This window comes from Micromonospora sp. NPDC048839 (assembly GCF_040649915.1).
Classification (GTDB): Bacteria; Actinomycetota; Actinomycetes; order Mycobacteriales; family Micromonosporaceae; genus Micromonospora.
The window spans coordinates 164,607-188,973 of the sequence record NZ_JBEZGL010000008.1; the positions used below are offsets into that span (position 1 = coordinate 164,607).

Genomic DNA, 24,367 nt, shown 5'->3' on the forward strand with positions numbered 1-24,367 from the left:
TACCGACGCTAGCCGGTCGCCTCGGTCCGCGCCCCAGTGCCACGCGTGGGGCCGGTGTCAAAGCCCCTTGCCTGGCCTCCGCCTGGCCTCCGCCTCGGCTCGACCGAGTGTGCCACCGGCCCTGGTCCCGTCGGTGCGACCGGGACCGGTGCGCCCCGCCGGTCGCGTGCCGGCCGCCGCCGTGCGGCCCGGTCCGGGGGCGCGCGTCGCGCCGGCCCGGCGGGTGCCCGCGGCGGCCTCGGTCAGGGTCACCAGCGGCACGTCCAGGACGACGGCGAGCCAGCCGAGCCAGAATCCACCGGGAACACGACGCTGTCGTTCCCACCGGGACACCTCGTGCCGGCTCAACGTCGGCACCCCGGCGGCGGCGCACAACTCGGCGGCGGCGCGCTGCTGGCTCCAGCCACGGGCCAGCCGGCACCGGGCCAGCAGCGGGCCGAGCTGCGCCGGGCGCGGCGATCGGGGCGCGGTCATGGGTCCTCCTGGCGGGCGTCGGCGCGGGTGACGACCCGCCCCGACCGGGCGGGACCTGCGTCACCGCGTGTGGCTGACCGACCCCCGCGCGGGACCCGGGCGCCGCCCCCGCCGCCCCTCCCACGCCACCCATTTCTACCTCCGGGGTACGACGCCCTCCGGCCGTCGGACCCGGCGGACGGTGCGGTAGGGGACCGCCAAGTGGAAAGCGTCTGGGTCGGGGTGGCGTCGCCCGCTAGAGTCGGGTCGTGGCGCTCGGTCTTCCCTCGGTACTCCCCAATCCGCAGCCGGCGATCGGGGAGCTCATTCGTGAGCGCCAACCGACCTTCTCGTTCGAGTTCTTCCCGCCCAAGACGGAGGCGGGGGAGACGCTGCTCTGGCAGGCCATCCGCGAGCTGGAGTCGCTGCGCCCGTCATTCGTGTCGATCACCTACGGTGCGGGCGGTTCGACCCGGGACACCACCGTGTCGGTGACCGAACGGATCGCCACCGACACCACCCTGCTGCCGATGGCCCACCTGACCGCGGTCAACCACTCCGTCGCCGAGCTGCGGCACGTGATCGGCCGGCTCGCCGGGGTGGGGGTGCGCAACGTGCTGGCGGTGCGCGGTGACCCGCCGGGCAACCCCGGCGGGGAGTGGGTCCGCCACGCCGAGGGCGTCGACTACGCCGAGGACCTGGTCCGCCTGGTCCGCGACGCCGGTGACTTCAGCGTGGGCGTGGCGGCCTTCCCGTACAAGCACCCCCGCTCCCCCGACGTGGCCAGCGACACCGCGCACTTCGTCCGCAAGTGCCGGGCCGGCGCCGAGTTCGCGATCACGCAGATGTTCTTCGACGCCGACGACTACCTGCGGCTGCGGGACCGGGTGGCCGCCGCCGGCTGCGACACCCCGATCCTGGCCGGGGTGATGCCGGTGACCCAGATCGGCACCATCGAGCGGTCCGTGCAGCTGTCCGGCGCGCCCTTCCCGCCGGCGCTGGCGGCCCGCTTCGAGCGGGTCGCCGACGACCCGGAGGCCGTTCGCCAGCTCGGTGTCGAGCAGGCCAGCGAGATGAGCCGCCGACTACTGGACGAGGGTGTGCCGGGCATCCACTTCATCACCCTCAACCGGTCCACCGCGACTCGTGAGGTCTGGCAGAACCTGAAGGTCGGCGCGCGGGTGTGAATGCCCCACCTGCGACACCTGATGCCCGGCACGACGGTTGATCCGTGGTGGGCACACAGCTGAACTGGGACCAGTACGCCACGGCATGGGCGCGGTTGCACGGCGGGTTCGACCCCCGGGTCGCGGCACCGGTGGTGCGCGCCTGGCTGCGGTTCGCGTACCACGTCGGGTACGTGCTGGGGCGGCTGCGGGTCAGCCCCACCGCGGTCACCGTGGCCGGTGTGGTGCTCTGTTTCTGCGTACCGTTGCTGGTCACCCGGCCGGGGGACGGGCCGTTCCTCGGTGCGTTGTTCGTGCTGCTCGCCGCCGTGGCGGACAGCGTGGACGGCGCGGTGGCGGTCGCCACCGGCCGCACCACCCGGCTCGGCTACGTCTACGACTCGGTCGCCGACCGGCTCGGTGAGGTGGCCTGGCTGCTGGCGTTCTGGCTGGTCGGCGCGCCGGGGGCGCTCGTCGTCGCGGGCGGCGCGCTGTCCTGGCTGCACGAGTACGTCCGGGCTCGGGCGGTCGCCGCCGGCATGCGCGACATCGGCGCGGTCACCGTCGGGGAACGTCCCACCCGGGTCTCGGTGGCGCTGGCCGGCCTGGTGGTCGCCGGGCTGGCCGGGCTGATCGAGGCGGACCTGGCCGCCGGCACCATCACCATGGCGACCGCGGTGTGGGTGCTGCTGGCCGGCTTCGGCCTCGGGCAACTGCTCTCCAGCATCCGGCGCGCCCTGCTCGACGCCGGCTGAGCGGCTGGCCCTACCAGGCGGGGCCGATCTCGTCGGCGACGATCTGCGCGGAGAGGGTCACCATCGGCAACCCGCCGCCCGGGTGGGTGGAGCCGCCCACCAGCCACAGCCCGTTCGCCGGGCCGCGGTTGGCGGGGCGGAGCAACCCGCCGGCGGTGCCGTAGATCGAGCCGCCCGGCGCGCCGGTCGCCGTGCCCAGGTCGGCGGGGGTGCGGATCTCGCGGAACAGCAGCCGGTCGCGCACGTCCACGCCGCGCCGGGCCAGCACCTCCAGGATCCGGTCGGCGTACGCGTCGGCCAGCCCCGGGCGTCGCCAGTCGACCGCGCCCGCCGCGCTGCCATGGCGGGGGGCGTTGACCAGCACGAACCATGCCTCGTGCCCGGCCGGACGGACCATCGGGTCGTCGGCCACGGTGACGAACACTGTCGGGTCGACCGCCGGCCGGGCCCGTACGCCGCGCCCGGGGTTTCCGAAGACCGCGTCGAACTCCGCGTCGTAGTCGTCCGGGAAGAAGACGGTGTGGTGGGCCAGACCGGTGCTGCCGGAGACACCGAGCAGCAACACGAAACCGGCGAGGCTGCGGTCGGTCAGCCCGGCCAGCCGACGCGGGTGCGGCAGCAGGTCACGGTAGACGGTCAGCGCGTCCACGTTGGCCACCACCACGTCGGCGGGCACCGGCGCGGTGACGCCGGCGAGGCGTACCCCGTGCACCCGGCCGCCGGTGGCGTCGATCCGGGTGACCGTGGTGTCGGTCTGCACGACCACGCCGAGGTCCAGGCACCGGGTCAGCAGCGCGTCGGCGAGGGTGCGCAGCCCACCGTGCAGGTACCAGCCACCGAAGGCCAGCTCGGCGTAGGGGACCGCGACCAGCGCCGCCGGCGCCCGGCGCGGGTCGGCGCCGGTGTAGGTGGCGTACCGGTCCAGCATCATCCGCAGCCGCGGGTCGGACAGGTGCCCGCGCCCCAATCCGCGCAGGGTGCGGCCCGGGGCGATGGCGGCCAGGTCGCCGAGCCGCCAGGCCAGCGACGCGAGATCGCGGGGGGAGTCGACGGTACGGCGCAGGATGTCGCGTTCGGAGGCCCGCCACACCCGTTCGGCGCGGTGCCACAGCCGTTGCCAGTCGGCCGCCGCCCGGTCACCTAGGGCGGCCCCGATCCGGGTGGTGAACTCCGCCGGGTCGGCGCACGAGTCCAGGGTCGGGCCGCCGCCGGGAAAGACGTGCCGGACGATCGGGTCCAACGGGACCAGGTCCAGGTATTCGTCGAGCTTCGCCCCGGTCGCCTCGAACAGGTCGTGGAAGACCTGGGGCAGGGTGAGCAGGCTCGGCCCGGTGTCGAAGTGGAACGACCCGGCCGGGGTGTCGTGCGCGTACCGGCCGAGCTTGCCACCGACCGTGTCGGCGGCCTCGAAGACGGTCACCTGGTGCCCGGTGGCGGCCAGCCGGGCGGCGGTGGCGAGGCCACCCACCCCGGCGCCGACGACCACGATCCGCGCCATGCCACGCCCTCCTAGCTGACCGGGCGGCCCCGCCAGGTCAGGCGACGTCGCTTTCGCAGATGGTACGACCGCAGGGTCAACCAACCGAGGACCACGACCGACACGGGGTGTGCGAGCGCGTCGGGCCACCACCGGCCGCCGGTCCCCCGGGCGGTGAGCACCCGTCCGGCCACCCCCAGCAGGTAGGCGGCCAGGCCCAGGGCGGTCACCTGCGCCGAGCCGGCCACGAGCCCGGCAAGCGCGACCAGCGGCGGGGCGGTGTAGAGCACGAGCAGCAGTGTCACCACGGCCGCCGCCGCGCCCGGATGCCCGAACGACGCCCAGAGCGACTTCGCGTACCCGTCGCGCAGTTGCGGCCAGTCGTCGTACATCCGGCAGGTGGCCAGCCGGGAGCCGTCGGCCAGGGCGATCCGCCCACCGGCGCGCTTGACCGCCCGGGCCAGCTCGACGTCCTCCAGGATCTTGTCGGCGACCGCGGCGTGCCCACCGGCGGCGGTGTAGCCCGCCCGGTCCACCACCAGGAACTGGCCGCCCGCCGCGGCCAGCGACGGCCGCGACGAGCGCTCCATCGCGCGCAGCGGCAGAAAGGTCAACCAGAGCCACTGCAGCAGCGGCTGCACCAGCCGGTCGGCCGCCGTCGCCACCACGATCCGGGGGTACGGCGACAGCAGCGTCACGCGGGCGTCGCGCAGCTCGGTGACGGCCGCGGCCACGGCGTGCGGGGCGAGCACCACGTCGGCGTCGACGAAGACCAGCGCGGTGGCGTCCGGGTCGGCCCGGGTGGCCAACTGCCAGCAGGCGTGCGGCTTGCCCAGCCAGCCCGGCGGCGGGGCGACCCCGGTGAGCAGCGTGACCCGGGGGTCGTCGCCGGCCACCGCGCGGACCACGTCGGCGGTGCCGTCGGTGGACCCGTCGTCGAGGACCACGACGCGCAGCCCGGGCACGCCGCGTTGGGCGAGCAGGGCGCGCAGGCAGGGCGTGACCCGCCCGGCCTCGTCGCGCAGCGGCAGCAGCACGGCGACCGGTTCGTCGAGGGCGTCGGGTCGGTCGGTGGGCCGGCGCAGCCAGCGGGTGGCGTTGAGCCAGGTGTGCCCGGTCAGCGCGGCGACGGCGATGAGCAGGGCGAGCAGGACGGTCATCGGGTCGCGTCGACGCCGGGGCGGTGCGGCTGGTGGTCCTCCCGGCGGGTGTCCCGACCCCGGCGGGCGCGCAACAGGGTCACCGCCAACGGGACGGCGGTCACCGACATGCCGGCGGCCCCCCAGAGCGCCGACGCGGGCAGGTCGAGGAAGACCGCGTGGGCCAGGACGCTGGAGAAGTACGTCCACAGGTAGAGCGCGGCCATCGGGTCGTCGCGCCGGTCGGTGTGCTCGGCGGCCGACCCGGCCAGCGGGCGCAGGGCGCTCATCATCAGCACCGCGAAGAGCAGCCAGCCCAGGTAGTTACTGACCGGAATGCCGGGCAGACCGGGCAACGCGGGGGTGGCGTCCCGCCAGACCCAGTAGCCCTCGGCCACCATCTGCGGGTCGAGGAAGAGGTCCCAGGCGGCCAGTCCCACGGTGGCCAGCGCGATCCGCCGTACCCACAGCCCGGTCGACCCACCGCGGCCGGTCCACGATCCGCCGCCGTTGCTGGTCGGTGCGCCGTTGTCGCCGGCCTTCGCGCCGTTGCGGCTGGCGCGCGGCGCGGCGCCGCCGGTCAGCCGGACCGCCGCCAGCCAGGCCGGCCAGGCCATCCAGGTCCAGGCCAGCGGAATGATCAGCGGCACTCCGGCCAGCTTCGGACCCAGTTCCCCGGAGTAGTCGTAGCTGCCGAACGGCACACCGGTGGTCACCCCGATCGCCTCGATCGCGAACCCACCGCCGGTGGCCACCGCCACCAGCGCCGCCGCGACCCGCGGACCCCGGCTGAGCAGCGCGTGGCCCACCGAGAGCAGCCACCCGAGCACGACGGTGGCCACGGTCAGCCCGGCCCTGGCGGCACCGGTGGTGAGCGGGTAGCAGATCTGGGCGAGCACCAGGACGGCGAGCAGTGTCCAGGAGATCCGCCGGGTCATGACGCCGGTGGCTCGAGCGGCAGATCCCGACCGAGTACGCCGAACGGTCGCTCGTCGCCGGGGAAGTGGAAGTTGCGCAGCACGTCGACGAAGCCGAAGCGTCGGTACAACCGCCAGGCCCGCGAGGTCTGCTCGTCGGCCTCCGGGGTGGACAACAGCGTGGTGTCGCCCTCGGCCATGCCGAGCAGCGCGCGCAGTTGGCCGGTGCCCAGGCCGTGGCCCTGCGCCGGTGGCCGGACGTGCAACTCGACCACCTCGAAGCAGTGGGTGAGCCACCGCGTACGGGTCGGGGTGTCCAGCGCCCGGTACACCTGGTCGTGCCACCACTGACCGGAGGCGCCCAGGTAGCCGTAGCCGAAGCCGGCGAGGTGCCCCTCGCTGGTCAGGCTGGCGACCGCCCGGAAACCCGGCCGGCGGACGTGGGTGGCGATGTAGCCGCGTCGGGCCTCGAGCAGGTCGGTGCGGTATCCCATCGCCTCGCCGTAGACGGCCACCACGTCGTCCAGCCGCCGGACGAGATCGTCCGGCGTCCAGCGCACCAACCTCATGCCCGTCCACCCTTCACCGTTTCCGGGCCACCGTCGGCGACCCACCCGAGCACCGACCGGTCGCCGACCACGTCGCGCACCTCGAACCGGGCGAACAACTCCTCGGCGTACCAGCCCGCGCTGGGGGTTCGCATGATCGCCGCCCGGTGCTCCGGGTGACGGTACGCGAACGCCACCAGGTCTGTCGGGTCGCGCCACACGCTCACCGTGCCCTGCCAACCCAGCGGTGCCTCCCCGACCCCGAACCGGGCCAGCAACCCGGGCGCGTCGCGCAGGGCGGCGGCCACCGGCGGGATCGCCCGCCAGAAGGTGGCCGCCCGGCGTACCCGCAACCGGGCCCGGGTCAGCGCCAGCACCGGGCCGGTGACCCGGCCGCCCGCGGGCTCGCCGAACGGTCGTTGACCGGACCACTCGCCCCGGCTGGTCAGCGGACGCAGGTCGACCCGGGCCTGGGCGCGGGCGATGCGGGCCCAGGCGCGGCCGACCGGCGAGTCGTCGAAGTCGGCCGCCGCGGCGGGGGAGTCCCAGACGGTCAGCGCCGCCCACCGGGTCAGGTCGGCGTCGCCGGGTCCGAAGCCGGTGCCGGTCCCGGTGCCCAGCAGCTTGCCGAACCGGACGCCCGGGTGGGTCCGCAGCCGGCGCGGGTCCACCGCCATCCGGGTCAGCGCCCGGGGCAGCGCGCCGGGGGAGGTCCGCCAGACGTGCAGGGTGACCAGCTCCGGTGCGGCGCTGCCGGGCTCGCCGGTTGGCTCGCTCCGCTCGCTCACGCCTCCGCTTCGCGGCGGCGCGAGCGCGTCGCCGCGGTGCCTGCTGGTTCGCTCGCTCCGCTCGCTCACGCCACCTCGGCCGGGGTGCCGGCGGTGATCCGCAGCAGTTCGGCGTAGGTGGTCGGAAAGACCGCCTGCGGTACGCCACCCGCGGCCCAGATCTCGGGGTAGGTCGCCAGCGCCGTGTCCACCAGGGTGCGCAGCGGGTGCGGGTGCCCGAGCGGGGCGACCCCGCCGATCGGCTGCCCGGTGTGCGTCCGGACGAACTCCGGGGTGGCCCGGCGCAGCCGGGTGACCCCGATCGACGCGGCCAGGCCGGCGGTGTCCACCCGGTGCGCGCCGGAGGTGAGCACGAGCAGCGGCGCGTCGTCCGCGTCGAAGATCAACGAGTTGGCGATCTGGCCGACCTCGACGTCGAGCGCCTCGGCGGCGGCCGCCGCGGTGGGCACCGCGTCGGGCAGCAGGCGGATCGTGCTGGGCTCACCGGCGCCGTCGAGCGTGCCGGCGGCGGTGAGCGCGTCCTGCACCGCCCGTACGTTCGGGTGTGGCTGCATCCCGCCATTCTTCCCGGTCCGCTGACGCCCGGTTCAGTCGGCCGTCGCGGTCGGCGCGTCACACGTTGCATTTTCGTCGGTGGGGAGGTGTACTGTCAGCAGCAGTTAGAACGAGTGTTCGATTGCCTCGAACGCCCGTTCCAACCAGCCGGAGCGCGGCGTTTCGCGGCGCCAGCTCCGGCCGGTGCGGCTCCGCGGGCCGCACCTGGGTTTCCGGGCAGTCGCGAGCCTGGTCCCGACAGGCAGGAGCGTCGCTCGCCGCCCACGACCCCCGGGCGGCGGGCGACGCACCCGCCGGTACGCCGGCCGGGTGTGGTGTGGGGAAGCGTCCACACCCGGCCGGCCACACCCGGTGCGTCTTCCTCCGCACCACCCGACCTCGGCGTCTCGTCGGCGGCATCAGCCGCCGGAGCGACGTCTCGGCCACGTGGAGGAGAGACACCCATGCCGACCAACCCGGCTCAGGCACCGACGGTGCCGGCGCACGTGCTGCCGCACCGCACCCCCGCCCAACTCCTCACGTTGGCGCGGCGCGGGCTGGTCGAGGCCGGCCAGACCCGCCCCGACGGCCTGCGCTACGCGGCTGCCCACCTGGCGGCGCTGCGTGCGGCGGCTGCTCTGCTCGCCGCCCGCGCCCGTCCTGCGCCCAGTCGGCGCAACCGGATCACCAGTGTCTGGGTCCTCCTCTGCGCCGTCGCTCCGGAGCTCGATGAGTGGTCCCGATTCTTCGCCGCCGGAGCCAGCAAGCGCGCCGCCGCCGAGGCCGGCATCCCCCGGGTGGTCAGCGCCCGGGAGGCCGACGACCTGCTCCGCGCCGCCGAACAGTTCGTCACGGTGGTGGAGACCGCGCTCGGCGTGGCCCACCAACCGGCCCTGGACGGCCTCGCCGCATGAGCCCGCCGTGCCACCGACCGCCCCGCGGGGGGAGCCGGGCGGGCGGTGGCACGGCGTGCCGGTCCTGAATGTGATCCACAGCAGCAACGACGGGGGGTTGGTCCAATGGCGGGCCGCATGGTGGTCGGTTCCGCCGCACTGGCCGATCTGGTGCGCCCGGCGAGCGCACCCGACCCGGTCGGTGGCCATCGGGTGCTGCCGGTGGCACCCGAGCTGACCGGTCTGCTGCCCAACCGAGGCCTGCGCCGGGGGAGCACCATCGCAGTCGCCGCCGGCCAGCCCCAGCGCAGCGGCGGCACCTCGCTGATGCTGGCCCTGCTCGCTGAGGCGTCCCGGGCCGGCTCGTGGTGCGCCGTGGTCGGTGTGCCGACGTTCGGTGCGGGTGCGGCCGCTGAGCTGGGCATCGCCCTGGACCGGCTGGCCCTGGTGCCGAATCCCGGCCCGGAGTGGGCCACCGTGATCGCCGCGCTGATCGACGGGGTGGACGTCGTGGTCACCACCGTGCCGGCCACGGTCTCCGCCTCGGTCGCCACCCGGCTGGCCGCCCGGGCCCGGCAGCGCGGCAGCGTGCTCGTCCCGTACGGCCGGTGGGACGGCGCGGACGTGACACTGCGGGTGGTCCGTGGAGTGTGGGAAGGGCTCGGTCAGGGCCGGGGGCGGCTGCGCCGCCGGGAGGTCACCGTCTCGGCGCGCGGGCGCGGGGCGGCCGCCCGACCCAAGGAGATCAAGGTCTGGCTCCCGGGTGACGAGCTGACCCGGGTCATTCCCCGCACGGTGCCGTCGACCGTGGGTCGACCGGCCGCGCCGCTTGCCCTGGTCGGTCGGGGGTGACCGGTTCTCCACCACGCACCCTGCTGTTGTGGTGCCCGGACTGGCCGGTGCTCGCCGCCGAGATCGTCGACGGGGTGCCGGCGACCGGCCCGGTGGCCGTGCTGCACGCCAACCGGGTGGTCGCCTGCTCCGAGCGGGCCCGTGCCGAGGGGGTACGCCGAGGTCTGCGTAAGCGGGAGGCGCAGGGTCGCTGCCCGCAACTCACCGTCGTGGAATACGACCCAGGCCGGGACGCCCGGGCGTTCGAGCCGGTGGTCGCCGCGGTGGAGGAGTTGGTCGCCGGCGTGGAGGTGGTCCGTCCGGGCGCCTGCGCGGTGGCCGCCCGGGGGCCGGGCCGCTACCTCGGCGGCGAGGAGGCGGCCGCCGAGCGGATCATCGAGCATGTCGCCCAGTCGTGCCTGGTGGAGAGTCAGGTAGGCATCGCCGACGGGGTGTTCGCGGCCGGGTTGGCCGCCCGCGCCGGCCGGGTGGTGGCACCGGGCGGGACACCGGAGTTCCTGGCCGGGTTGCCGGTCGAGGCGCTCGGCCGGTCGGCGTTGGCCGACCTGCTGCGCCGGCTGGGGGTGCGTACCCTCGGCGACTTCGCCGCGTTGCCGGCCGGCGACGTGGTGGCCCGGTTCGGGTTCGACGGAGCGTTGGCCCACCGGCTCGCGGCCGGGCGCGACCACCGCCCACTCACCGTCCGGCAGCCACCGGCCGACCTGACGGTGACCGCCGGGTACGACGAACCGATCGACCGGGTCGACGCGGCGGCGTTCGCGGCCCGCGCGTTGGCCGAGCAGTTGCACGAGGGGCTGGCCGGGCGCGGGCTGGCCTGCACCCGGCTCGGCATCGAGGCGGTCACCGAACACGGTCAGGAGTTGCACCGGGTGTGGCGGCACGATGGCCTGCTCACCGCCGCGGCCATCGCCGACCGGGTGCGCTGGCAGCTCGACGGTTGGCTCTCCGGCAGCAACGGCCGTACCGGCGCACGACCGGCCCGGCCGACGGCCGGCATCATCCGGTTGCGGCTGGTCCCGGACGGGGTGATCGCCCAGGCCGGCCTGCAGGTCGGCCTGTGGGGGGAGGCCGGCGAGGAGCGGGACCGGGCACATCGGGCGTTGAGCCGCGTGCAGGGCATCCTCGGCCCGGAGGCGGTGGTCACCGCTGTGCTCGGCGGTGGTCGCTCCCCGGCCGACCAGGTGCGGCTGGTGCCGTGGGGCGACGAACGTCTCCCCACCCGTCCCGGCCCGGCGCCGCTGCCCGGTGAGGCCGTCGCGCGTTCTGGTTCGGTGCCGTTGTCGGGTGAGGCGGTTGCGCGTTCTGGTTCGGTGCCGTTGTCGGGTGAGGCGGTTGCGCGTTCTGGTTCGGTGCCGTTGTCGGGTGAGGCGGTTGCGCGTTCCGGCCCGGCGCCGCTGGCCGGTGGGGCGGTCGCGCCGGTGCCGTTGGCCGGTGAGTCGAGCGCCGGCGGCGCTGCCCGGGCCGTCGGTGCCGGTCGGCCTGCTGCCCGCGGCACGGGCGGGGTTCCGCCGTGGCCCGGACGACTCCCGGCGCCGGCGCCGGCGGTGGTGCTGCCCAGCCCGCTCGCCGCAACCGTGCACGACGCCGCCGGCGAGCCGGTGGTGATCAGCGCGCGGCTGGCGGTGAGCGCTCCGCCGGCCCGGCTGGTGGTCGGCACCGGCCAGCCGGCGGAGATCGTGGGCTGGGCCGGCCCGTGGCCGGTGGACGAGCGGTGGTGGGCCCCGGCCGAGGCCCGCCGCCGGGCCCGGTTCCAGGTCAGCCTGGCCGACGGTGCCGCCCTGCTGCTGGCCGTGGAGGCCGGGCAGTGGCTGGTGGAGGCGATCTATGACTGAGCACACGTCCCCTGTCCGTGATCGACTCGACATCCTGAAAACCGCGGTGTCCCGCCTGTGCGGACCGCCCGATTTTCAGGAGGTCGAGTCGATCAAGCTCTGGCCGGGCGAGGTGGCGGCCAGGTGAGCTTCCACAACCCCAAGATGCCCTGGTCGGAGCTGGAGCGGGTGCTCTCCGGGCGGGCCAGCGGCGGACGGTCGCGTGAGGAGCGGCACCTGCACGTGGTGGACCCGCTCGCCGTGGACGCCGACGGGGGAGACTCCCCGGCCTGGAGCCGCCACCGTGAGCCGTACCAGCCACCGGAGCTGACCCGCCCGGACGGCGTGGTGCCCTACGCGGAGCTGCACGCGCACACCAACTTCAGCTTCCTCGACGGTGCCAGTCACCCGGAGGAGCTGGCCGAGGAGGCGGCCCGGCTGGGGCTCACCGCGCTCGCCGTCACCGACCACGACGGCTTCTACGGTGTGGTCCGGTTCGCCGAGGCGGCTCGGACGCTGGGCCTGCCGACCATCTTCGGCGCGGAGCTGTCCCTCGGGCTGCCCGGCCCGCAGAACGGCGAACCCGACCCGCACGGCGCGCACCTGCTGGTGCTCGCGCACGGCCACGAGGGGTACGCCCGGCTGGCCACCACCATCGCCCGCGCCCAGCTGCGCGGCGGGGAGAAGGGCCGCCCGGTCTACGGGGAGCTGGAGCAGGTCGCCGAGGAACTGCGTGACCACGTGCTGGTGTTGACCGGCTGCCGCAAGGGGCACGTGCCGGGGGCGCTGCTCACCGAGGGCGTGGACGCGGCGGCGCGCGAGTTGGACCGGCTGACCGCGCTCTTCGGCGCGGAGACGGTCGCGGTGGAGCTGACCGACCACGGTCATCCCGTCGACGCCGACCGCAACGACGCGCTCGCCGAGTTGGCCGCCGCGGCCGGGCTGCCGACGGTGGCCAGCAACAACGTGCACTACGCCAGCCCCGGTCGGCGTCGGCTGGCCACCACCGTCGCCGCCGTCCGGGCCCGCCGCAGTCTGGACGAGATCGACGGCTGGCTGCCCGCGGCGGCCACCGCCCACCTGCGCAGTGGTGCGGAGATGGCGGCCCGGTTCGCCGCGTACCCGGGTGCGGTGGCTCGGGCTGCCGAGTTCGGCGCCGAGTTGGCCTTCGACCTGCAACTGGTCGCGCCGCAGTTGCCGGCGTACCCGGTGCCGCCGGGGCACACCGAGATGAGCTGGCTGCGCAAGCTGACCGCCGACGGCGCGCACGAGCGCTACGGGCCGCCGCAGGCGCACCCGGCGGCGTACGCGCAACTCGACCACGAACTCAACATGATCGAGGAGCTGGGCTTCCCCGGCTACTTCCTGGTGGTCTACGACATCGTCTCGTTCTGCCGTGAGCAGGACATCTACTGCCAGGGCCGGGGGTCGGCGGCCAACTCGGCGGTCTGCTACGCGCTGCGGATCACCAATGTGGACGCGGTCCGGCACCGGCTGCTCTTCGAGCGGTTCCTCGCCCCGGAGCGGGACGGCCCACCGGACATCGACGTGGACATCGAGTCCGACCGCCGGGAGGAGGTGATCCAGCACGTCTACACCCGCTACGGCCGGGAGCACGCCGCCCAGGTCGCCAACGTCATCTCCTACCGACCCCGGTCGGCGGTGCGGGACGTGGCCAAGGCGTTCGGCTTCTCGCCCGGTCAGCAGGACGCCTGGAGCAAGCAGATCGACAGGTGGGGCTCGGTCGCCACGGTCGACGTCGAGAACATCCCCGAGCAGGTGGTGGAGTACGCCAACGAGTTGCAGACGTTCCCCCGGCACCTGGGCATCCACTCCGGCGGCATGGTGATCTGCGACCGGCCGGTGATCGAGGTCTGCCCGGTGGAGTGGGGGCGGATGTCCGGGCGCAGCGTGCTCCAGTGGGACAAGGACGACTGCGCGGCGGTCGGCCTGGTCAAGTTCGACCTGCTCGGGCTCGGCATGCTCTCCGCCCTGCACTACGGCTACGACATGATCGGCGAGAGCCTCGACCTGGGTGACATGACCCTGGACGACCCGGAGGTCTACGACATGCTCTGTCGGGCCGACTCCGTCGGGGTGTTCCAGGTGGAGAGCCGTGCCCAGATGGCCACCCTGCCCCGGCTCAAGCCCCGCGAGTTCTACGACCTGGTGGTCGAGGTGGCGCTGATCCGTCCCGGCCCGATCCAGGGCGGTTCGGTGCACCCGTTCATCCGGCGCAAGAACGGCCAGGAGCCGGTGACGTTCGCGCACCCGCTGATGCGCAACGCCCTGGAGAAGACCCTGGGTGTGCCGCTGTTCCAGGAGCAGTTGATGCAGCTCGCCATCGACCTGGCCGGCTTCGACGCGGCCGAGGCCGACCAACTGCGCCGGGCGATGGGCGCGAAACGGTCGGTCGAGCGGATGACCCGCATCGCCGACCGGCTCTACGCCGGGATGGCCGAGCGGGGCATCACCGGTGAGCTGGCCGACGACGTCTACCGCAAGCTCACCGCGTTCGCCAGCTACGGCTTCCCGGAGAGCCACGCGATGAGCTTCGCCTACCTGGTGTACGCCAGTTCCTGGCTCAAGCGCTACCACCCGGCGCCGTTCCTGGCCGCGCTGCTCAACGCCCAGCCGATGGGCTTCTACTCCCCGCAGACCCTTGTCGACGACGCCCGCCGGCACGGCGTGGAGGTGCGCCGCCCGGACATCAACGCCAGCGGGGCGGTGGCGGTGCTGGAGTCCACCCCGGACACCCGGTGGGGCAGCGGGCCGGGGGAGCCGCCGCACGCCTGGGGGCTGGGCGGCCCGGCCGTCCGGCTCGGCCTGTCCAGCGTACGGACCCTCGGCGCCGACGTGGCCGAGCGGATCGCGGCGGACCGGGACGCCGGTGGGCCGTACCGGGACATGTCTGATCTGGCCCGGCGGGTCGGTCTCACCGCCGCGCAACTGGAGGCGCTGGCCACCGCGGACGCCTTCGCCTGTTTCGGGCTGACCCGGCGGGAGGCGCTCTGGGCCGCCGGCGCGGCGGCCCAGGACCGGCCGGGCCGGCTGCCCGGCACGGTGACCGGCGCGGCGGCGCCCACGTTGCCCGGGATGGAGGCGGTGGACCGGCTGGTCGCCGACGTGTGGGCCACCGGGCTGTCCCCGGAGAGCCATCCGGCCCGCTTCATCCGGGGTCAGCTCGACGTGCTCGGCGCGGTGCCGATCGCCCGGCTGGGCCGGGTGGAGCCGGGGCAACGGATCCGGGTCGGCGGCATCGTCACCCACCGGCAACGTCCGGCGACCGCGGGCGGGGTCACCTTCCTCAACCTGGAAGACGAGACGGGGATGCTCAACGTCACCTGCTCGCCGGGGTTGTGGCAGCGCTACCGGCGGGTGGCCCGCACCAGCGCCGCGCTTGTGGTTCGGGGGCGGTTGCAGCGGCACGAGGGGGTGACCAACCTGGTCGCCGACCGACTGGACGCCATCGAGCCACCGGTCAGCCCCGCCTCCCGTGACTTCCGCTGATTCAGTGATCCACATTACGGTTTCTCGAGCCGCCGAGCGGGAGACTCGTCCTGAACGGGCAGAGCGGCCCGTGATCCGTAAGGGAGAACGACAGTGACGGGAAATCACGCGTACACCGGTGGAATCGCCAACGCCCGGCGGACCCGGCTGGGCACCGGCTGGGTGCCGTCGCACCTCGCCGACCCCCGCGAGTACGAGGTGACAAACGGTCCGGTGGCCAACGAGCGCCGGTCCCGGGCCGAGGACGAGGCCGAGGGCACCGACTCGTGACCCACTAGGCTCGACCGGGTGGAGCAGACCCGAGGCCGGTTCGCCGAGCCGCCGCTGACACCCCGTACCGCCGTGATCTGGTCGGTGCTCCGCGCCGAGCTGGACCGGCGCGGCGACGCCGAGCTGACCGTGCTCGACGTGGGCGGTGGCACCGGCGGTTTCGCCGTTCCGCTGGCCCGCGCCGGGCATCGGGTCACCGTGGTCGACGCCAGCCCGGACTCCCTCGCGGCGCTCACCCGTCGGGCCGCCGAGGCCGGGGTGGCCGACCGGATCGCCGCCGTGCAGGGCGACGGTGACGCCCTCGCCGGGCTGGTCGAGCCGGCCGGCATCGACCTGGTGCTCTGCCACGCCGTGCTGGAGGTGGTCGACGACCCGACGCCGGTGGTCGCCGCGCTGGCCACCGCGCTGCGCCCCGGCGGCGCGGCCAGTGTCCTGGTCGCCGGCCGGGCCGCCGCCGTGCTGGGCCGGGCGATGAACGGGCACCTGGACGTCGCGACCGCCCTGGCCACCGATCCCGCCGGCACCGCCGGGCCGCGCGACACGCTGCGGCGGCGCTACGACGCCCCCGGCGCCGCCGCGCTGCTCGGCGCCGCCGGGCTGGTGGTCGAGGAGATCCACGGGGTACGTGTGCTGGCCGACCTGCTGCCGGCCGCGGTCGCCGACGGGCAGTCCGCCGCCCTGGTCGAGCTGGAACGCGCGCTGGCCGCCCAACCGCCGTACCGGGACCTGGCCGCCCAACTGCACCTGTTCGCCCGCCGACCGGCATGAGCGACCCGCCACCCGGGCCGCCGCTGGCGGTCCTCGGGCCGCACCACGGCGGTGGCCGTCTCGCGGACGTGCTGCCCAGCGCGCTCGCCGTGCTGGGCGTGCCCGGCTCGGCCGACCCGCTCGGGCTGGCCCCCACGCTGGCCGGGGTGCGCCGGATCGCCGTGCTGCTGGTCGACGGGCTCGGCTGGTACCAGGTGCCGACCGCCGCCCCGTACGCGCCGACGCTCGCCGGGCTCGCCGCGACCACGGCCCGGCCGCTCATCGCGGGTTTCCCGTCCACCACCCCGACCAGCCTGGTGTCGCTGGGCACCGGTGTGCCGCCCGGCGCGCACGGGGTGCTCGGCTTCACCGTGCGGGTGCCCGGCACGGACCGCGTGCTCACCCACACCGACTGGGCCGGGGATCCGTCGCCGCTGAGCTGGCAGCCGGTGACCACCCAGTTGGAGCGCGCCCGCGCCGCCGGTGTGGCGACGACTGTGGTGAGTCGGCCGGAGTTCGGCGGCAGCGGGTTGACCCTGGCCGCCAACCGGGGCGGCGACTTCCGGGGCGCCACCGGCGGGGACGCGGTGGCCACCGCCATGCTGGCCGCGCTGTCCGCCGGCGCCGGGCCGACGCTGGTCTCCGGCTACCACGCCGACCTGGACCGGCACGGCCACGTCAGCGGCGTCGACTCGGCACCCTGGCGGGTCGCCGCCACCGAGGTGGACGCGCTGGTCGCCCGACTGGTCGACGGCCTCCCGCCGGACGCGGCGCTGCTGGTGACCGCCGACCACGGCCAACTCGACATTCCCGCCGAGCACCGCTTCGACCTGGACGCCGACCCGCGCCTGCGCGACGGGGTCCGGGTGGTCGCCGGTGAGGCCCGGGTGCGCTACCTGCACGTGGCGCCGGGCGCGCTCGACGACGTGGTGGCCGCCTGGTCGACCGTGCTCGGTGCCGCCGCGCGGGTACGCACCCGCGACGAGGTGGTGGCCACCGGCTGGTTCGGGCCGGTGCCCGAGGGCCACCTCGGGCGGATCGGTGACGTGGTGGTGATCTGCAACGACACCTACGCGGTCATGGCCAGCCGCACCGAGCGGCCGATGGCGTCGAAGCTGGTGGCGTACCACGGGTCGGACACCGCCGTCGAGCTGACCGTGCCGCTGCTGGTCGTGCGCGGCTGACCGGCGCACGGTCCGGCCCGCCGGCGGCTGGTGGTGTCGTACCTTCGGGTTAACCTGCCCGGATGGGCCGCAGTCAGTCGTTGCCCCGGGGCGGGGATCCGCGCTTCGGGCCGGATGCCGACGACTCCGGCAGCCCGATCCTGCACGTCGACATGGACGCCTTCTTCGCCGCCGTCGAGGTGCGCCGCCGACCGGAGCTGCGCGGCCGGCCGGTCGTCGTCGGCGGTGTGGGGCCGCGCGGCGTGGTCAGCTCGGCCAGCTACGAGGCCCGCCGTTACGGCGTCCGCAGCGCGATGCCGACCAGCCAGGCCCGGGCGCGCTGCCCGCACGCGGTCTACCTGCCACCGGAGTTCAGCGCCTACACGGCCGCCTCCCGGGCGGTGATGCAGATCTTCCGGGACGTCACCCCGCTGGTCGAGCCGCTCTCCCTCGACGAGGCGTTCCTCGACGTGAGCGGCGCCCGCCGGCTCTTCGGCTCCCCGGCCGCCATCGCCCGACTGATCCGCCAACGGGTCGCCGACGAGCAGGCGCTCACCTGTTCGGTAGGGGTGGCGCCGAGCAAGTTCGTGGCCAAACTCGGTTCCACCCGAGCCAAGCCGGACGGCCTGCTGGTGGTGCCCTCGGGGCAGGTGCTCGACTTCCTGCACCCGCTGCCGGTGGACGCGCTCTGGGGAGTGGGGGAGCGGGCCGCCGAGTCGCTGCGCAGGCTCGGCCTGGCCACCGTCGGCGACCTCGCCGAGGCCCCGTTGGGCATGCTCCGCAAGGCGGTCGGCGCGGCGTCGGCGGCCCACCTGCACGAGCTGGCCTGGGGACGGGACCCACGCCGGGTCAGCCCCGAGCACGTCGACAAGTCGATCGGCGCCGAGGTGACCTTCGACGTCGACGTGGCCGACCCGCTGGAGATCCGCCGCGCCTTGCTCGCGCTCAGCGCCAAGGTCGGCGTCCGGTTACGCGGCTCCGGGCAGGTCGGGCGCACCGTCGCACTCAAGGTGCGGCTGGCCGACTTCCGGACCGTCAGCCGTTCCCGCACCCTCGACGTGCCCACCGACACCGCCCGCGAGATGTTCGACACGGTCTGGGCGCTGTACACCGCACTGGACCCGGGCGAGCGGATCCGGCTCGTCGGTGTCCGGGTGGAGGGGCTCGCCCCGGCGCGGGGCGCGCCCCGACAGCTCACCCTCGGCGCGCCCGAGCGCGGTTGGCGGGAGGCGGAGGCTGCCGCCGACGCCGCCGCTGCCCGATTCGGGCGGTCCGTCATAGGTCCGGCCAGTCTGATGGGCGACCGCGACGCTCAACGAAAGGAAAATCCACCCCACCCGTAGGTCGTCCCGCTTTCCGACGCGCGACCCCCCTCGTAGACTTGCGGGTAAGCAGCCGGATGGCTGCCACGGTCTGTCGGCCCGAGTGGGCCCGACCAACGTGACCGGGGAGGAGTGCCGTGCCGCTCTCGGAGCACGAGCAGCGGCTGTTCGAGCAGATCGAGCGGTCGCTTGCCGAGGACCCCAAATTCGCCTCGGCCGTGCGCGCCAGCGATCCGCGCTTCCATGCGCGGCGTCGCCTGCTCGTCGCCGCCGGCGTCATCATCGCTGGCCTGGCTCTACTGGTCTACGGGGCGGTGATCAAGACTCCACCGCTCGCGGTGGCGGGCTTTGTCGTCATGCTGGCCTCGGCCGCGTTCGCGGTGCAGTCGCACCGGCGAGCACAGTCACCCGACCTGCACGTGGTGGGCGGCACGACAAGTCGTCGTCGTCCCCGCGGTGGCCGGTCCGGTCGCCGGTCGTCGCTCCTGGACCGCATGGAGGACAGGTGGCGGCAGCGCCCGGAGGGGCACCGCTGAGTCAGTCCCGCCTCTGAGGCGGGCCGAACGCCGCGACTGGCGGGTCGCCGGGCACAGCTCCCGGCGACCTCCGTCGTAGCCGCGCGCCCCTATCCCATTTCCGCTGCCCGCGGCACCCTGCTCATGCGCCGACCCCGCATGGCCTGATCATGCGCCTGGCCCTTGATCAAGCGAGTCGATGGCACCCGGAGTCGGCGGAGCACGCCTGATGTGGCGGGGCGGGCTGTCGGGCGGGGTGGCGGTCGGTGGACCACCACCCCGGCCCTGGACGGGCATCGCTCAGCTCGACGGGTCAGCGGGCCGCTCGGTCCGCCAACAGCCGTCGAGGGTTCCAGCGCAGCAGCCGGTACCGGGCTCGCCCGGTCAGCGCCACCATCCGGCCGGACGTGTCCGCCATGGTGGTCCGCCACCGCAGCAGCACCGACGGCGGCAACACGGCGGCGACCAGGCGGGTGCGTCGGTCGGCCCGTGCGGCGAGCGCCCCACGGACCGCGCGTAGCGCCGGCAGCAACCGCTCGCCGGTCAGCGGGTCCCGTGCGTACCGGGCCCGCTCCTCCGCCTGGCCGAGCAGCCGCGCCGACCCGGTCGCGGCGGTGTCGTCGCCGAGGGTGTCTCGGACCAGGCGGTCCGCGGTGGCCCGGGGCGTCTCGGTCAGGTCGACCGGGACCCGGAAGTCCACCATCGTGTCGAGCAGTTCCGCCCAGGCGGCGTGCGCGTCCGCGCGGGCACGGTCGGCGTCCACGCCGACCACCACCACCCGGGACCCCGGCTCGACACCGTCGCCGACGGCTGCCGTGGCGGCCATCGCGGCGCTCGCCGGCTGGCCACCCCGTCGACGGCGCAGCATCAGCCGGCGCAGCGCGGGAATGGCGAGCAGCGCCAGCAGGGCCAGCAGGCCCGCCGTCCACCACGGCCAGACCGGTGGCTGCTCGGCCGGCGTGGTGCCGCCCAGGGACAGCCCGTCGTCGACGTCCCGGTCGGCGTTGTCCGGCCCGGCCGGACCGGCCGACTCCTCGGGGCCCGTCGGGGCGTCCGTGACGCCGGTGCCCGGGGTGGACGGCTCCGGCGCGTCAGTGTCCGGCGCCCAGGCCGAGCGGGTGGACCCCGGCACCCCGTACGTCGGGGTGGCGTCGAACGGCACCCAGCCGACCCCGTTGAAGAAGACCTCGGTCCAGGCGTGCAGGTTGAGGTTGGTCAACGTGAACGTGTCACCGTCGCGCTTGCTGCCGTTGGTGAACCCGAACGCCACCCGGGCCGGGATGCCCGCCGATCGGACCAGCCAGGCCATCGCGGCGGCGTACTGCTGGCAGTAGCCGACCTTGTTGGTGAGGAAGTTGACGATGTCCTGCCCGCTGCTGCCGCTCTCGGTGCTCAGCCGGTAGCTGAACCCGTTGTCCGCCGAGAAGTGCTGGTAGATCGCCAACACCTTGTCGTAGTCGGTGCGCTTGCCCTGGGTCAGGCCCGTGACCAGTTCCTCCACCTCGGGCACCGGCCCGGGGGTGGCGGTCATCTGCCGGCGTACCGGGTGGTCGGTCGGCAGCGACTGGGCGGCCCGCAGCGCCGCCGGCGTGAACGTCGAGCGCACGTAGTCGAAGGAGTACTTCCGCCCGCGGGAGTTCTCCCGGTTGGAGAAGACGACCTGCTGGGTGGGGTCGTAGAGCCAGTTGCCGCTGAGGTCGTCGGTGCGCACCGGCTCGGCGTACACCGGCATGAGCGACATGCTCAGGCTCTTGGTGACCTCGACGGTGGCCCGGTAGCTGGTCTGCTGCACGCCGGGGCGGGCCCGCTCGGCCGGGTTGGGCAGGTCCCGGTTGGCCGGCCGGCCGCTCGGGCTGCGCGCCTGGAAACCGTTCGGACGCAGCTCGTCCGCCACCGCGTAGCGCAGGTAGAACGGGTCGCGCTCCGAGGTGGTGACCTTGACCAGGTCGGCCACCTGGGACTGGTTGAGCTGACCGGCGAGCGAGGCGAAGAGGTCGATCCGACCCGATGTGCCGCCCGAGCCGGACCCGTTGCCGGTGCCGTTGCCCGGACCTCGACTGAGGGAGTCGAGGAGCCCGCCGCTCATGCCGGGCACCGCCAACGGCAGCGCCACCGCCAGCACCACCCCGACCACCGCGAGCCGACGGCCAGCCGACGCCAGCGGCGAGGCCTCCCACACGTTGACGTCGCGGCCGTCGCCGGTGAACCGACGCCCGAACCGGCGCACCCGGTCGACGTTGTCGGTGACCAGCAGCCAGAGGTAACCGGCGGCGCCCACCACGAACGGCGTCGCGGGGACGCTGTCCACGTAGACGGCGACCGGTACCGAGTAGATGGCGAGCATCGGCAGCCCCGCCAGCGCGGGCCGGCGCAGCCCCACCGCCAGGACATCCACCAGTACGGCGACCGCGCCGACGCCGAGCACGGCGATGAACAGCAGCGGGTCAGTGTCCGGGACCTCGACTCCGTACGTGCGCATGTCCTGCATGGAGGCGTTGAGCAGGTCGGCGAAGTGCGCGAACGTGCTCGGCGTGGGCACGACGGCGAGCAGTTCCTGGTTGCTGGGGAACATCCAGGTCAGCGCGAGGGCCAACCCGGCCAGCATGCCGAGCACCTGACCCCACAGTGGTGCCCGGACCAGCCTGGTCAGCGCGGCGGCCCCGGCCACCACGGCGACCGCGATGATCGACTCGACGAGCCACGTCCAGCTCTGGAAGATGGCCGACAGCGGCGCGGCGGCCAGCAGCGTGGCCGTGGCCGCCACCGGGCCGATGTGGCGACTGGCGATCATGAGGGGACCCTTCCGTTCATCGCACGCCGCCGGCGACCGTCTCCGCCAGCGCGGCGCGCAGGGCGAAGCCCTGGGAGCCCCGACCGGTCTGCGGCCACAGCGTCGGCAGTCGGGCACCGTGGTCGACGCCCACGACCCGCCAGCCACTCTGCAACATGGCGAGGACGGCGGCGGCGTGCGCGTGCTCCGCCTCCGCCCGGGCCTTTTCCGGCAGGCTGAGCCAGGTGGAGCTGTTGAGCAGGAAGCCGATGCAGGTGGCGCCGTTGCCCCGCAGCCCGGCCAGCAGCTCGGCCTCGGCCACGCTCACCGTGCCGAACAACCCGATGATCAACCCGCCGTCGGCGCGCTGACGGACCCGCTGCACGAGCCCTGTCACCTCGGCGCGCTGATCGAGGCGCACCTCCGCGAGGTGGTCGAGCAGCGCCCCGTCACCGCCGGCCTCCGACGCGTCCACGTCGACGCCCGAGCCGGTGACCAGGCGCAGCTTGTAGCCGGCCTGGCGCAGGTGGACGGCGATGCTCGCGGCGGCGGAGACGGACCACTCGAAACTGGCCGTCGGCCCCTCGCCGCGGTGGCCGTACGCCCGGGTGTCCAGGACGACGGTGGCTCGGCTCTCCCACGGCTGTTCCTCGCGGCGCACCATCAGCTCGCCGGTACGCGCGGTGGACTTCCAGTGCACCCGACGCAGGTCGTCGCCGCGCCGGTACTCCCGGGTCGCCGCGTCGTCCTCGCCGTGCACCGCCACCGACCGGGCGCGGCTGTCGCCGCTGCCCGCGTACTCCCCGGGGAGCCGGACCGACGGCAGGGGAGTGACCTGCGGGATGACCGTCAGGTGGTCGGTGCTGGGGAAGGACCGGGTGAGTTCGCAGAGGCCGAACGGGTCGGTAATCCGGACCACCAGCGGACCCACGTCGTACCGGCCCCGCACATCGGCCCGCACGGTGTACGCCACCGAGCTCGCCTGGTGCGCGCCGAGCCGCTCCAACACCACCCGGGGCCGGCTGCCCAGGGCGTAGGGCAACCGGTCCTCCAGCAGGAGGGTGCCGGTCGGTAGCCGGGAGAGGTTCTGCAGACGCAGCACCACGCGGGAGTTGGCACCGACCGGAACCCGGTGCGGGTCGAGCGAACGGTTGCAGGCCAGCTTGTAACGGCTGCGCCCGACGTAGGCCGCGGCCAGCAACGGCAGGACGGCCAGCAGCACCGCCACCCGCAGCAGGTCCTTCTCGCCGAGGATGCCGGACGAGATCGCCGCCGCGGCCGCGGCGGCGAGGAAGGAGCGCCCGCGGGTGGTCAGCCCGCGCAGCCCGGCACGCACGTCATGGCCTCCGCGGCTCGTAGGGCGCGCGGCCGTTGCCGGAAGCGGGCCGGGTGTCGTACGGGTTGCGTTGCCGGTCGTGCGGCAGCGGCAGGCGGTGCACCAGCTCGGAGACGATCGCGTCGGTGGTGCGCCGGGCGAGCTGCGCGTCGGCGGTCGGGATGATCCGGTGGGCGAGCACCGGCACCGCCAGAGCCTGCAGGTCGTCGGGGAGCACGTAGTCGCGGCCCTCCAGGGCGGCGACCGCCCGGGCGGTGCGCAGCAGCTGCAGGGTGGCCCGGGGGGAGGCGCCGAGCCGCAGGTCGGGGGCCTCGCGGGTGGCGGTGACCAGGTCGATCGCGTACTGCTTGACCGCGTCCGCGACGTGCACCTGCCGGACGGTGGCGATGAGCTGCCGGACGATTGCCGCGTCGGAGACCGCGCGCAGCTCGTTCAGCGGGTCGGTGGCACCGTGGCCGTCGAGCATGGCCAGCTCGGCGTTGGAGTCCGGGTAACCCATCGCGATGCGGGCGGTGAACCGGTCGCGCTGCGCCTCGGGCAGCGGATAGGTCCCCTCCATCTCGATCGGGTTCTGGGTGGCGATGACCATGAACGGGGTCTGGAGCTGGTACGTCACCCCGTCGACGGTGACCTGCCGCTCCTCCATGCACTCCAGCAGCGCCGACTGGGTCTTCGGCGAGGCCCGGTTGATCTCGTCGCCGACCACCAGGTTGGCGAAGACGGCACCCGGGCGGAACTCGAAGTCGTGCGTCTCCTGGTTGTAGACACTGACCCCGGTGACGTCACTGGGCAGCAGGTCGGGGGTGAACTGGATCCGTCGTACCGTGCAGTCGATGGACCGCGCGAGGGCCTTGGCCAGCTTGGTCTTGCCGACACCGGGAACGTCTTCGATCAGGAGGTGACCCTCGGCGAGCAGGACGGCCAGGGCGAGCCGCACGGTGGCGGTCTTACCCTCGATGACCTGCTCGATGTTGGCCACGATGGCCTCGCTGGCGGCGCGGAACTCGTCGTGCGGCAGTAGGCCGCCCACCTCGTCCCAGGTCTGTTGTGTCACGGGCCTCCTCCTCGTCGCCGTCACGGCAGCTCTGTTGAGAGCACCTGGACCCGCCGTTGGGTTCGCGACGTCGAGCCTCGTTTGCCGCAGGAATCTCACTAGCCTCTCAGGCTAACCATGTTTGTCGTTATCGCCGACCCCCGCAGGTAGTCCGTCGGTTACGCCCCGATATTCGCCGCCTCGGGGGACCCGGCCCGGCGTACCCCTGCGGCCGGCGGGGCGGGCGGCCGGCGCGGTACACTGCGGAACATGGCCGGAGTCTTCCTGCTTCTTACCGGGCCGTGCTGATGCGCTGAACGCAGCGACAGCACGGCGGCCCCTCCTGTGCGAGGGGCATTTTTGTGCCC

General features: G+C 74.4%; 22 protein-coding genes. 12 read left to right on the forward strand and 10 right to left on the reverse strand.

Annotated features, from left to right (window positions below):
* Positions 1-57: 57 nt before the first annotated feature.
* Positions 58-474, reverse strand: a complete 417-nt coding sequence (locus AB0C25_RS17550; RefSeq protein ID WP_357374234.1) for a helix-turn-helix domain-containing protein — start codon at positions 472-474, stop codon at positions 58-60.
* A gap of 248 nt (positions 475-722) precedes the next feature.
* Here AB0C25_RS17550 and metF point away from each other — a divergent pair, with 248 nt between their 5' ends.
* Together metF and AB0C25_RS17560 are read left to right on the forward strand one after the other, a co-directional pair.
* A complete protein-coding gene (metF, locus tag AB0C25_RS17555) occupies positions 723-1,640 on the forward strand; it encodes a methylenetetrahydrofolate reductase [NAD(P)H] (protein WP_357374236.1) in 918 nt (305 codons plus the stop codon).
* Between the two features lie 44 nt (positions 1,641-1,684).
* Positions 1,685-2,374: a CDP-alcohol phosphatidyltransferase family protein gene (locus tag AB0C25_RS17560; protein WP_357250978.1), complete on the forward strand. Its 690-nt coding sequence runs from the start codon at positions 1,685-1,687 to the stop codon at positions 2,372-2,374.
* Positions 2,375-2,384: 10 nt separating this feature from the next.
* On the opposite strand, the gene crtI is transcribed toward AB0C25_RS17560, so the two are convergent.
* The 6 genes from crtI to AB0C25_RS17590 all read right to left on the reverse strand — a co-directional run bounded on the left by crtI (position 2,385) and on the right by AB0C25_RS17590 (position 7,797).
* Complete coding sequence (gene crtI / locus AB0C25_RS17565) at positions 2,385-3,872, reverse strand: phytoene desaturase family protein (protein WP_357374238.1); 1,488 nt, start codon at positions 3,870-3,872, stop codon at positions 2,385-2,387.
* Positions 3,873-3,883: 11 nt separating this feature from the next.
* On the reverse strand, positions 3,884-5,011 hold the full coding sequence (locus tag AB0C25_RS17570; protein WP_357374240.1) for a glycosyltransferase family 2 protein: 1,128 nt from the start codon (positions 5,009-5,011) through the stop codon (positions 3,884-3,886).
* A complete protein-coding gene (locus AB0C25_RS17575) occupies positions 5,008-5,928 on the reverse strand; it encodes a carotenoid biosynthesis protein (protein ID WP_357374242.1) in 921 nt (306 codons plus the stop codon). The genes AB0C25_RS17570 and AB0C25_RS17575 overlap by 4 nt, the downstream gene beginning before the upstream one ends.
* On the reverse strand, positions 5,925-6,476 hold the full coding sequence (locus tag AB0C25_RS17580; protein WP_357250990.1) for a GNAT family N-acetyltransferase: 552 nt from the start codon (positions 6,474-6,476) through the stop codon (positions 5,925-5,927). Before AB0C25_RS17580 ends, AB0C25_RS17575 begins: the two co-directional genes overlap by 4 nt.
* Positions 6,473-7,243, reverse strand: coding sequence for a monooxygenase (locus AB0C25_RS17585; protein WP_357374244.1), 771 nt, complete (start codon positions 7,241-7,243; stop codon positions 6,473-6,475). Before AB0C25_RS17585 ends, AB0C25_RS17580 begins: the two co-directional genes overlap by 4 nt.
* Positions 7,244-7,308: 65 nt before the next feature.
* A complete protein-coding gene (locus AB0C25_RS17590) occupies positions 7,309-7,797 on the reverse strand; it encodes a YbaK/EbsC family protein (protein WP_357374246.1) in 489 nt (162 codons plus the stop codon).
* A gap of 444 nt (positions 7,798-8,241) precedes the next feature.
* Here AB0C25_RS17590 and AB0C25_RS17595 point away from each other — a divergent pair, with 444 nt between their 5' ends.
* From AB0C25_RS17595 to AB0C25_RS17640, 10 genes are all read left to right on the forward strand, one after another.
* On the forward strand, positions 8,242-8,691 hold the full coding sequence (locus tag AB0C25_RS17595) for an SAV_6107 family HEPN domain-containing protein (protein ID WP_007463070.1): 450 nt from the start codon (positions 8,242-8,244) through the stop codon (positions 8,689-8,691).
* Positions 8,692-8,796: 105 nt separating this feature from the next.
* Positions 8,797-9,522: a hypothetical protein gene (locus AB0C25_RS17600; protein ID WP_357374248.1), complete on the forward strand. Its 726-nt coding sequence runs from the start codon at positions 8,797-8,799 to the stop codon at positions 9,520-9,522.
* Positions 9,519-11,354 carry a DNA polymerase Y family protein gene (locus AB0C25_RS17605; protein WP_357374250.1) on the forward strand — a complete coding sequence of 612 codons (1,836 nt, stop codon included), beginning with the start codon at positions 9,519-9,521 and terminating at the stop codon, positions 11,352-11,354. Before AB0C25_RS17600 ends, AB0C25_RS17605 begins: the two co-directional genes overlap by 4 nt.
* Positions 11,347-11,481: a hypothetical protein gene (locus AB0C25_RS17610; RefSeq protein ID WP_357374252.1), complete on the forward strand. Its 135-nt coding sequence runs from the start codon at positions 11,347-11,349 to the stop codon at positions 11,479-11,481. Before AB0C25_RS17605 ends, AB0C25_RS17610 begins: the two co-directional genes overlap by 8 nt.
* The gene (locus AB0C25_RS17615; protein ID WP_357374254.1) at positions 11,478-14,843 is read left to right on the forward strand and encodes an error-prone DNA polymerase; all 3,366 of its coding nucleotides are present in this window, start codon (positions 11,478-11,480) and stop codon (positions 14,841-14,843) included. Before AB0C25_RS17610 ends, AB0C25_RS17615 begins: the two co-directional genes overlap by 4 nt.
* 93 nt (positions 14,844-14,936) lie before the next feature.
* Positions 14,937-15,113: a hypothetical protein gene (locus AB0C25_RS17620; RefSeq protein ID WP_357251008.1), complete on the forward strand. Its 177-nt coding sequence runs from the start codon at positions 14,937-14,939 to the stop codon at positions 15,111-15,113.
* Between the two features lie 18 nt (positions 15,114-15,131).
* Positions 15,132-15,881 carry a methyltransferase domain-containing protein gene (locus AB0C25_RS17625; protein WP_357374256.1) on the forward strand — a complete coding sequence of 250 codons (750 nt, stop codon included), beginning with the start codon at positions 15,132-15,134 and terminating at the stop codon, positions 15,879-15,881.
* Positions 15,878-17,044, forward strand: coding sequence for a nucleotide pyrophosphatase/phosphodiesterase family protein (locus tag AB0C25_RS17630; RefSeq protein WP_357374258.1), 1,167 nt, complete (start codon positions 15,878-15,880; stop codon positions 17,042-17,044). Before AB0C25_RS17625 ends, AB0C25_RS17630 begins: the two co-directional genes overlap by 4 nt.
* Positions 17,045-17,106: 62 nt before the next feature.
* A complete protein-coding gene (locus AB0C25_RS17635; protein WP_357374263.1) occupies positions 17,107-18,366 on the forward strand; it encodes a DNA polymerase IV in 1,260 nt (419 codons plus the stop codon).
* A 116-nt stretch (positions 18,367-18,482) separates the two neighbouring features.
* Positions 18,483-18,881: a DUF3040 domain-containing protein gene (locus AB0C25_RS17640; RefSeq protein WP_088988398.1), complete on the forward strand. Its 399-nt coding sequence runs from the start codon at positions 18,483-18,485 to the stop codon at positions 18,879-18,881.
* Between the two features lie 292 nt (positions 18,882-19,173).
* Here the strand turns inward: AB0C25_RS17640 and AB0C25_RS17645 are convergent, their stop codons facing one another.
* The 3 genes from AB0C25_RS17645 to AB0C25_RS17655 are packed head-to-tail and all read right to left on the reverse strand — an operon-like array spanning position 19,174 to position 24,020.
* Entirely contained in the window at positions 19,174-21,651 is a 2,478-nt protein-coding gene (locus tag AB0C25_RS17645; protein WP_357374265.1) for a DUF3488 and transglutaminase-like domain-containing protein, read from the reverse strand.
* A gap of 16 nt (positions 21,652-21,667) precedes the next feature.
* On the reverse strand, positions 21,668-22,966 hold the full coding sequence (locus tag AB0C25_RS17650) for a DUF58 domain-containing protein (protein WP_357374267.1): 1,299 nt from the start codon (positions 22,964-22,966) through the stop codon (positions 21,668-21,670).
* A gap of 1 nt (position 22,967) precedes the next feature.
* Positions 22,968-24,020: a MoxR family ATPase gene (locus tag AB0C25_RS17655; protein WP_357251025.1), complete on the reverse strand. Its 1,053-nt coding sequence runs from the start codon at positions 24,018-24,020 to the stop codon at positions 22,968-22,970.
* Positions 24,021-24,367: the final 347 nt, after the last annotated feature.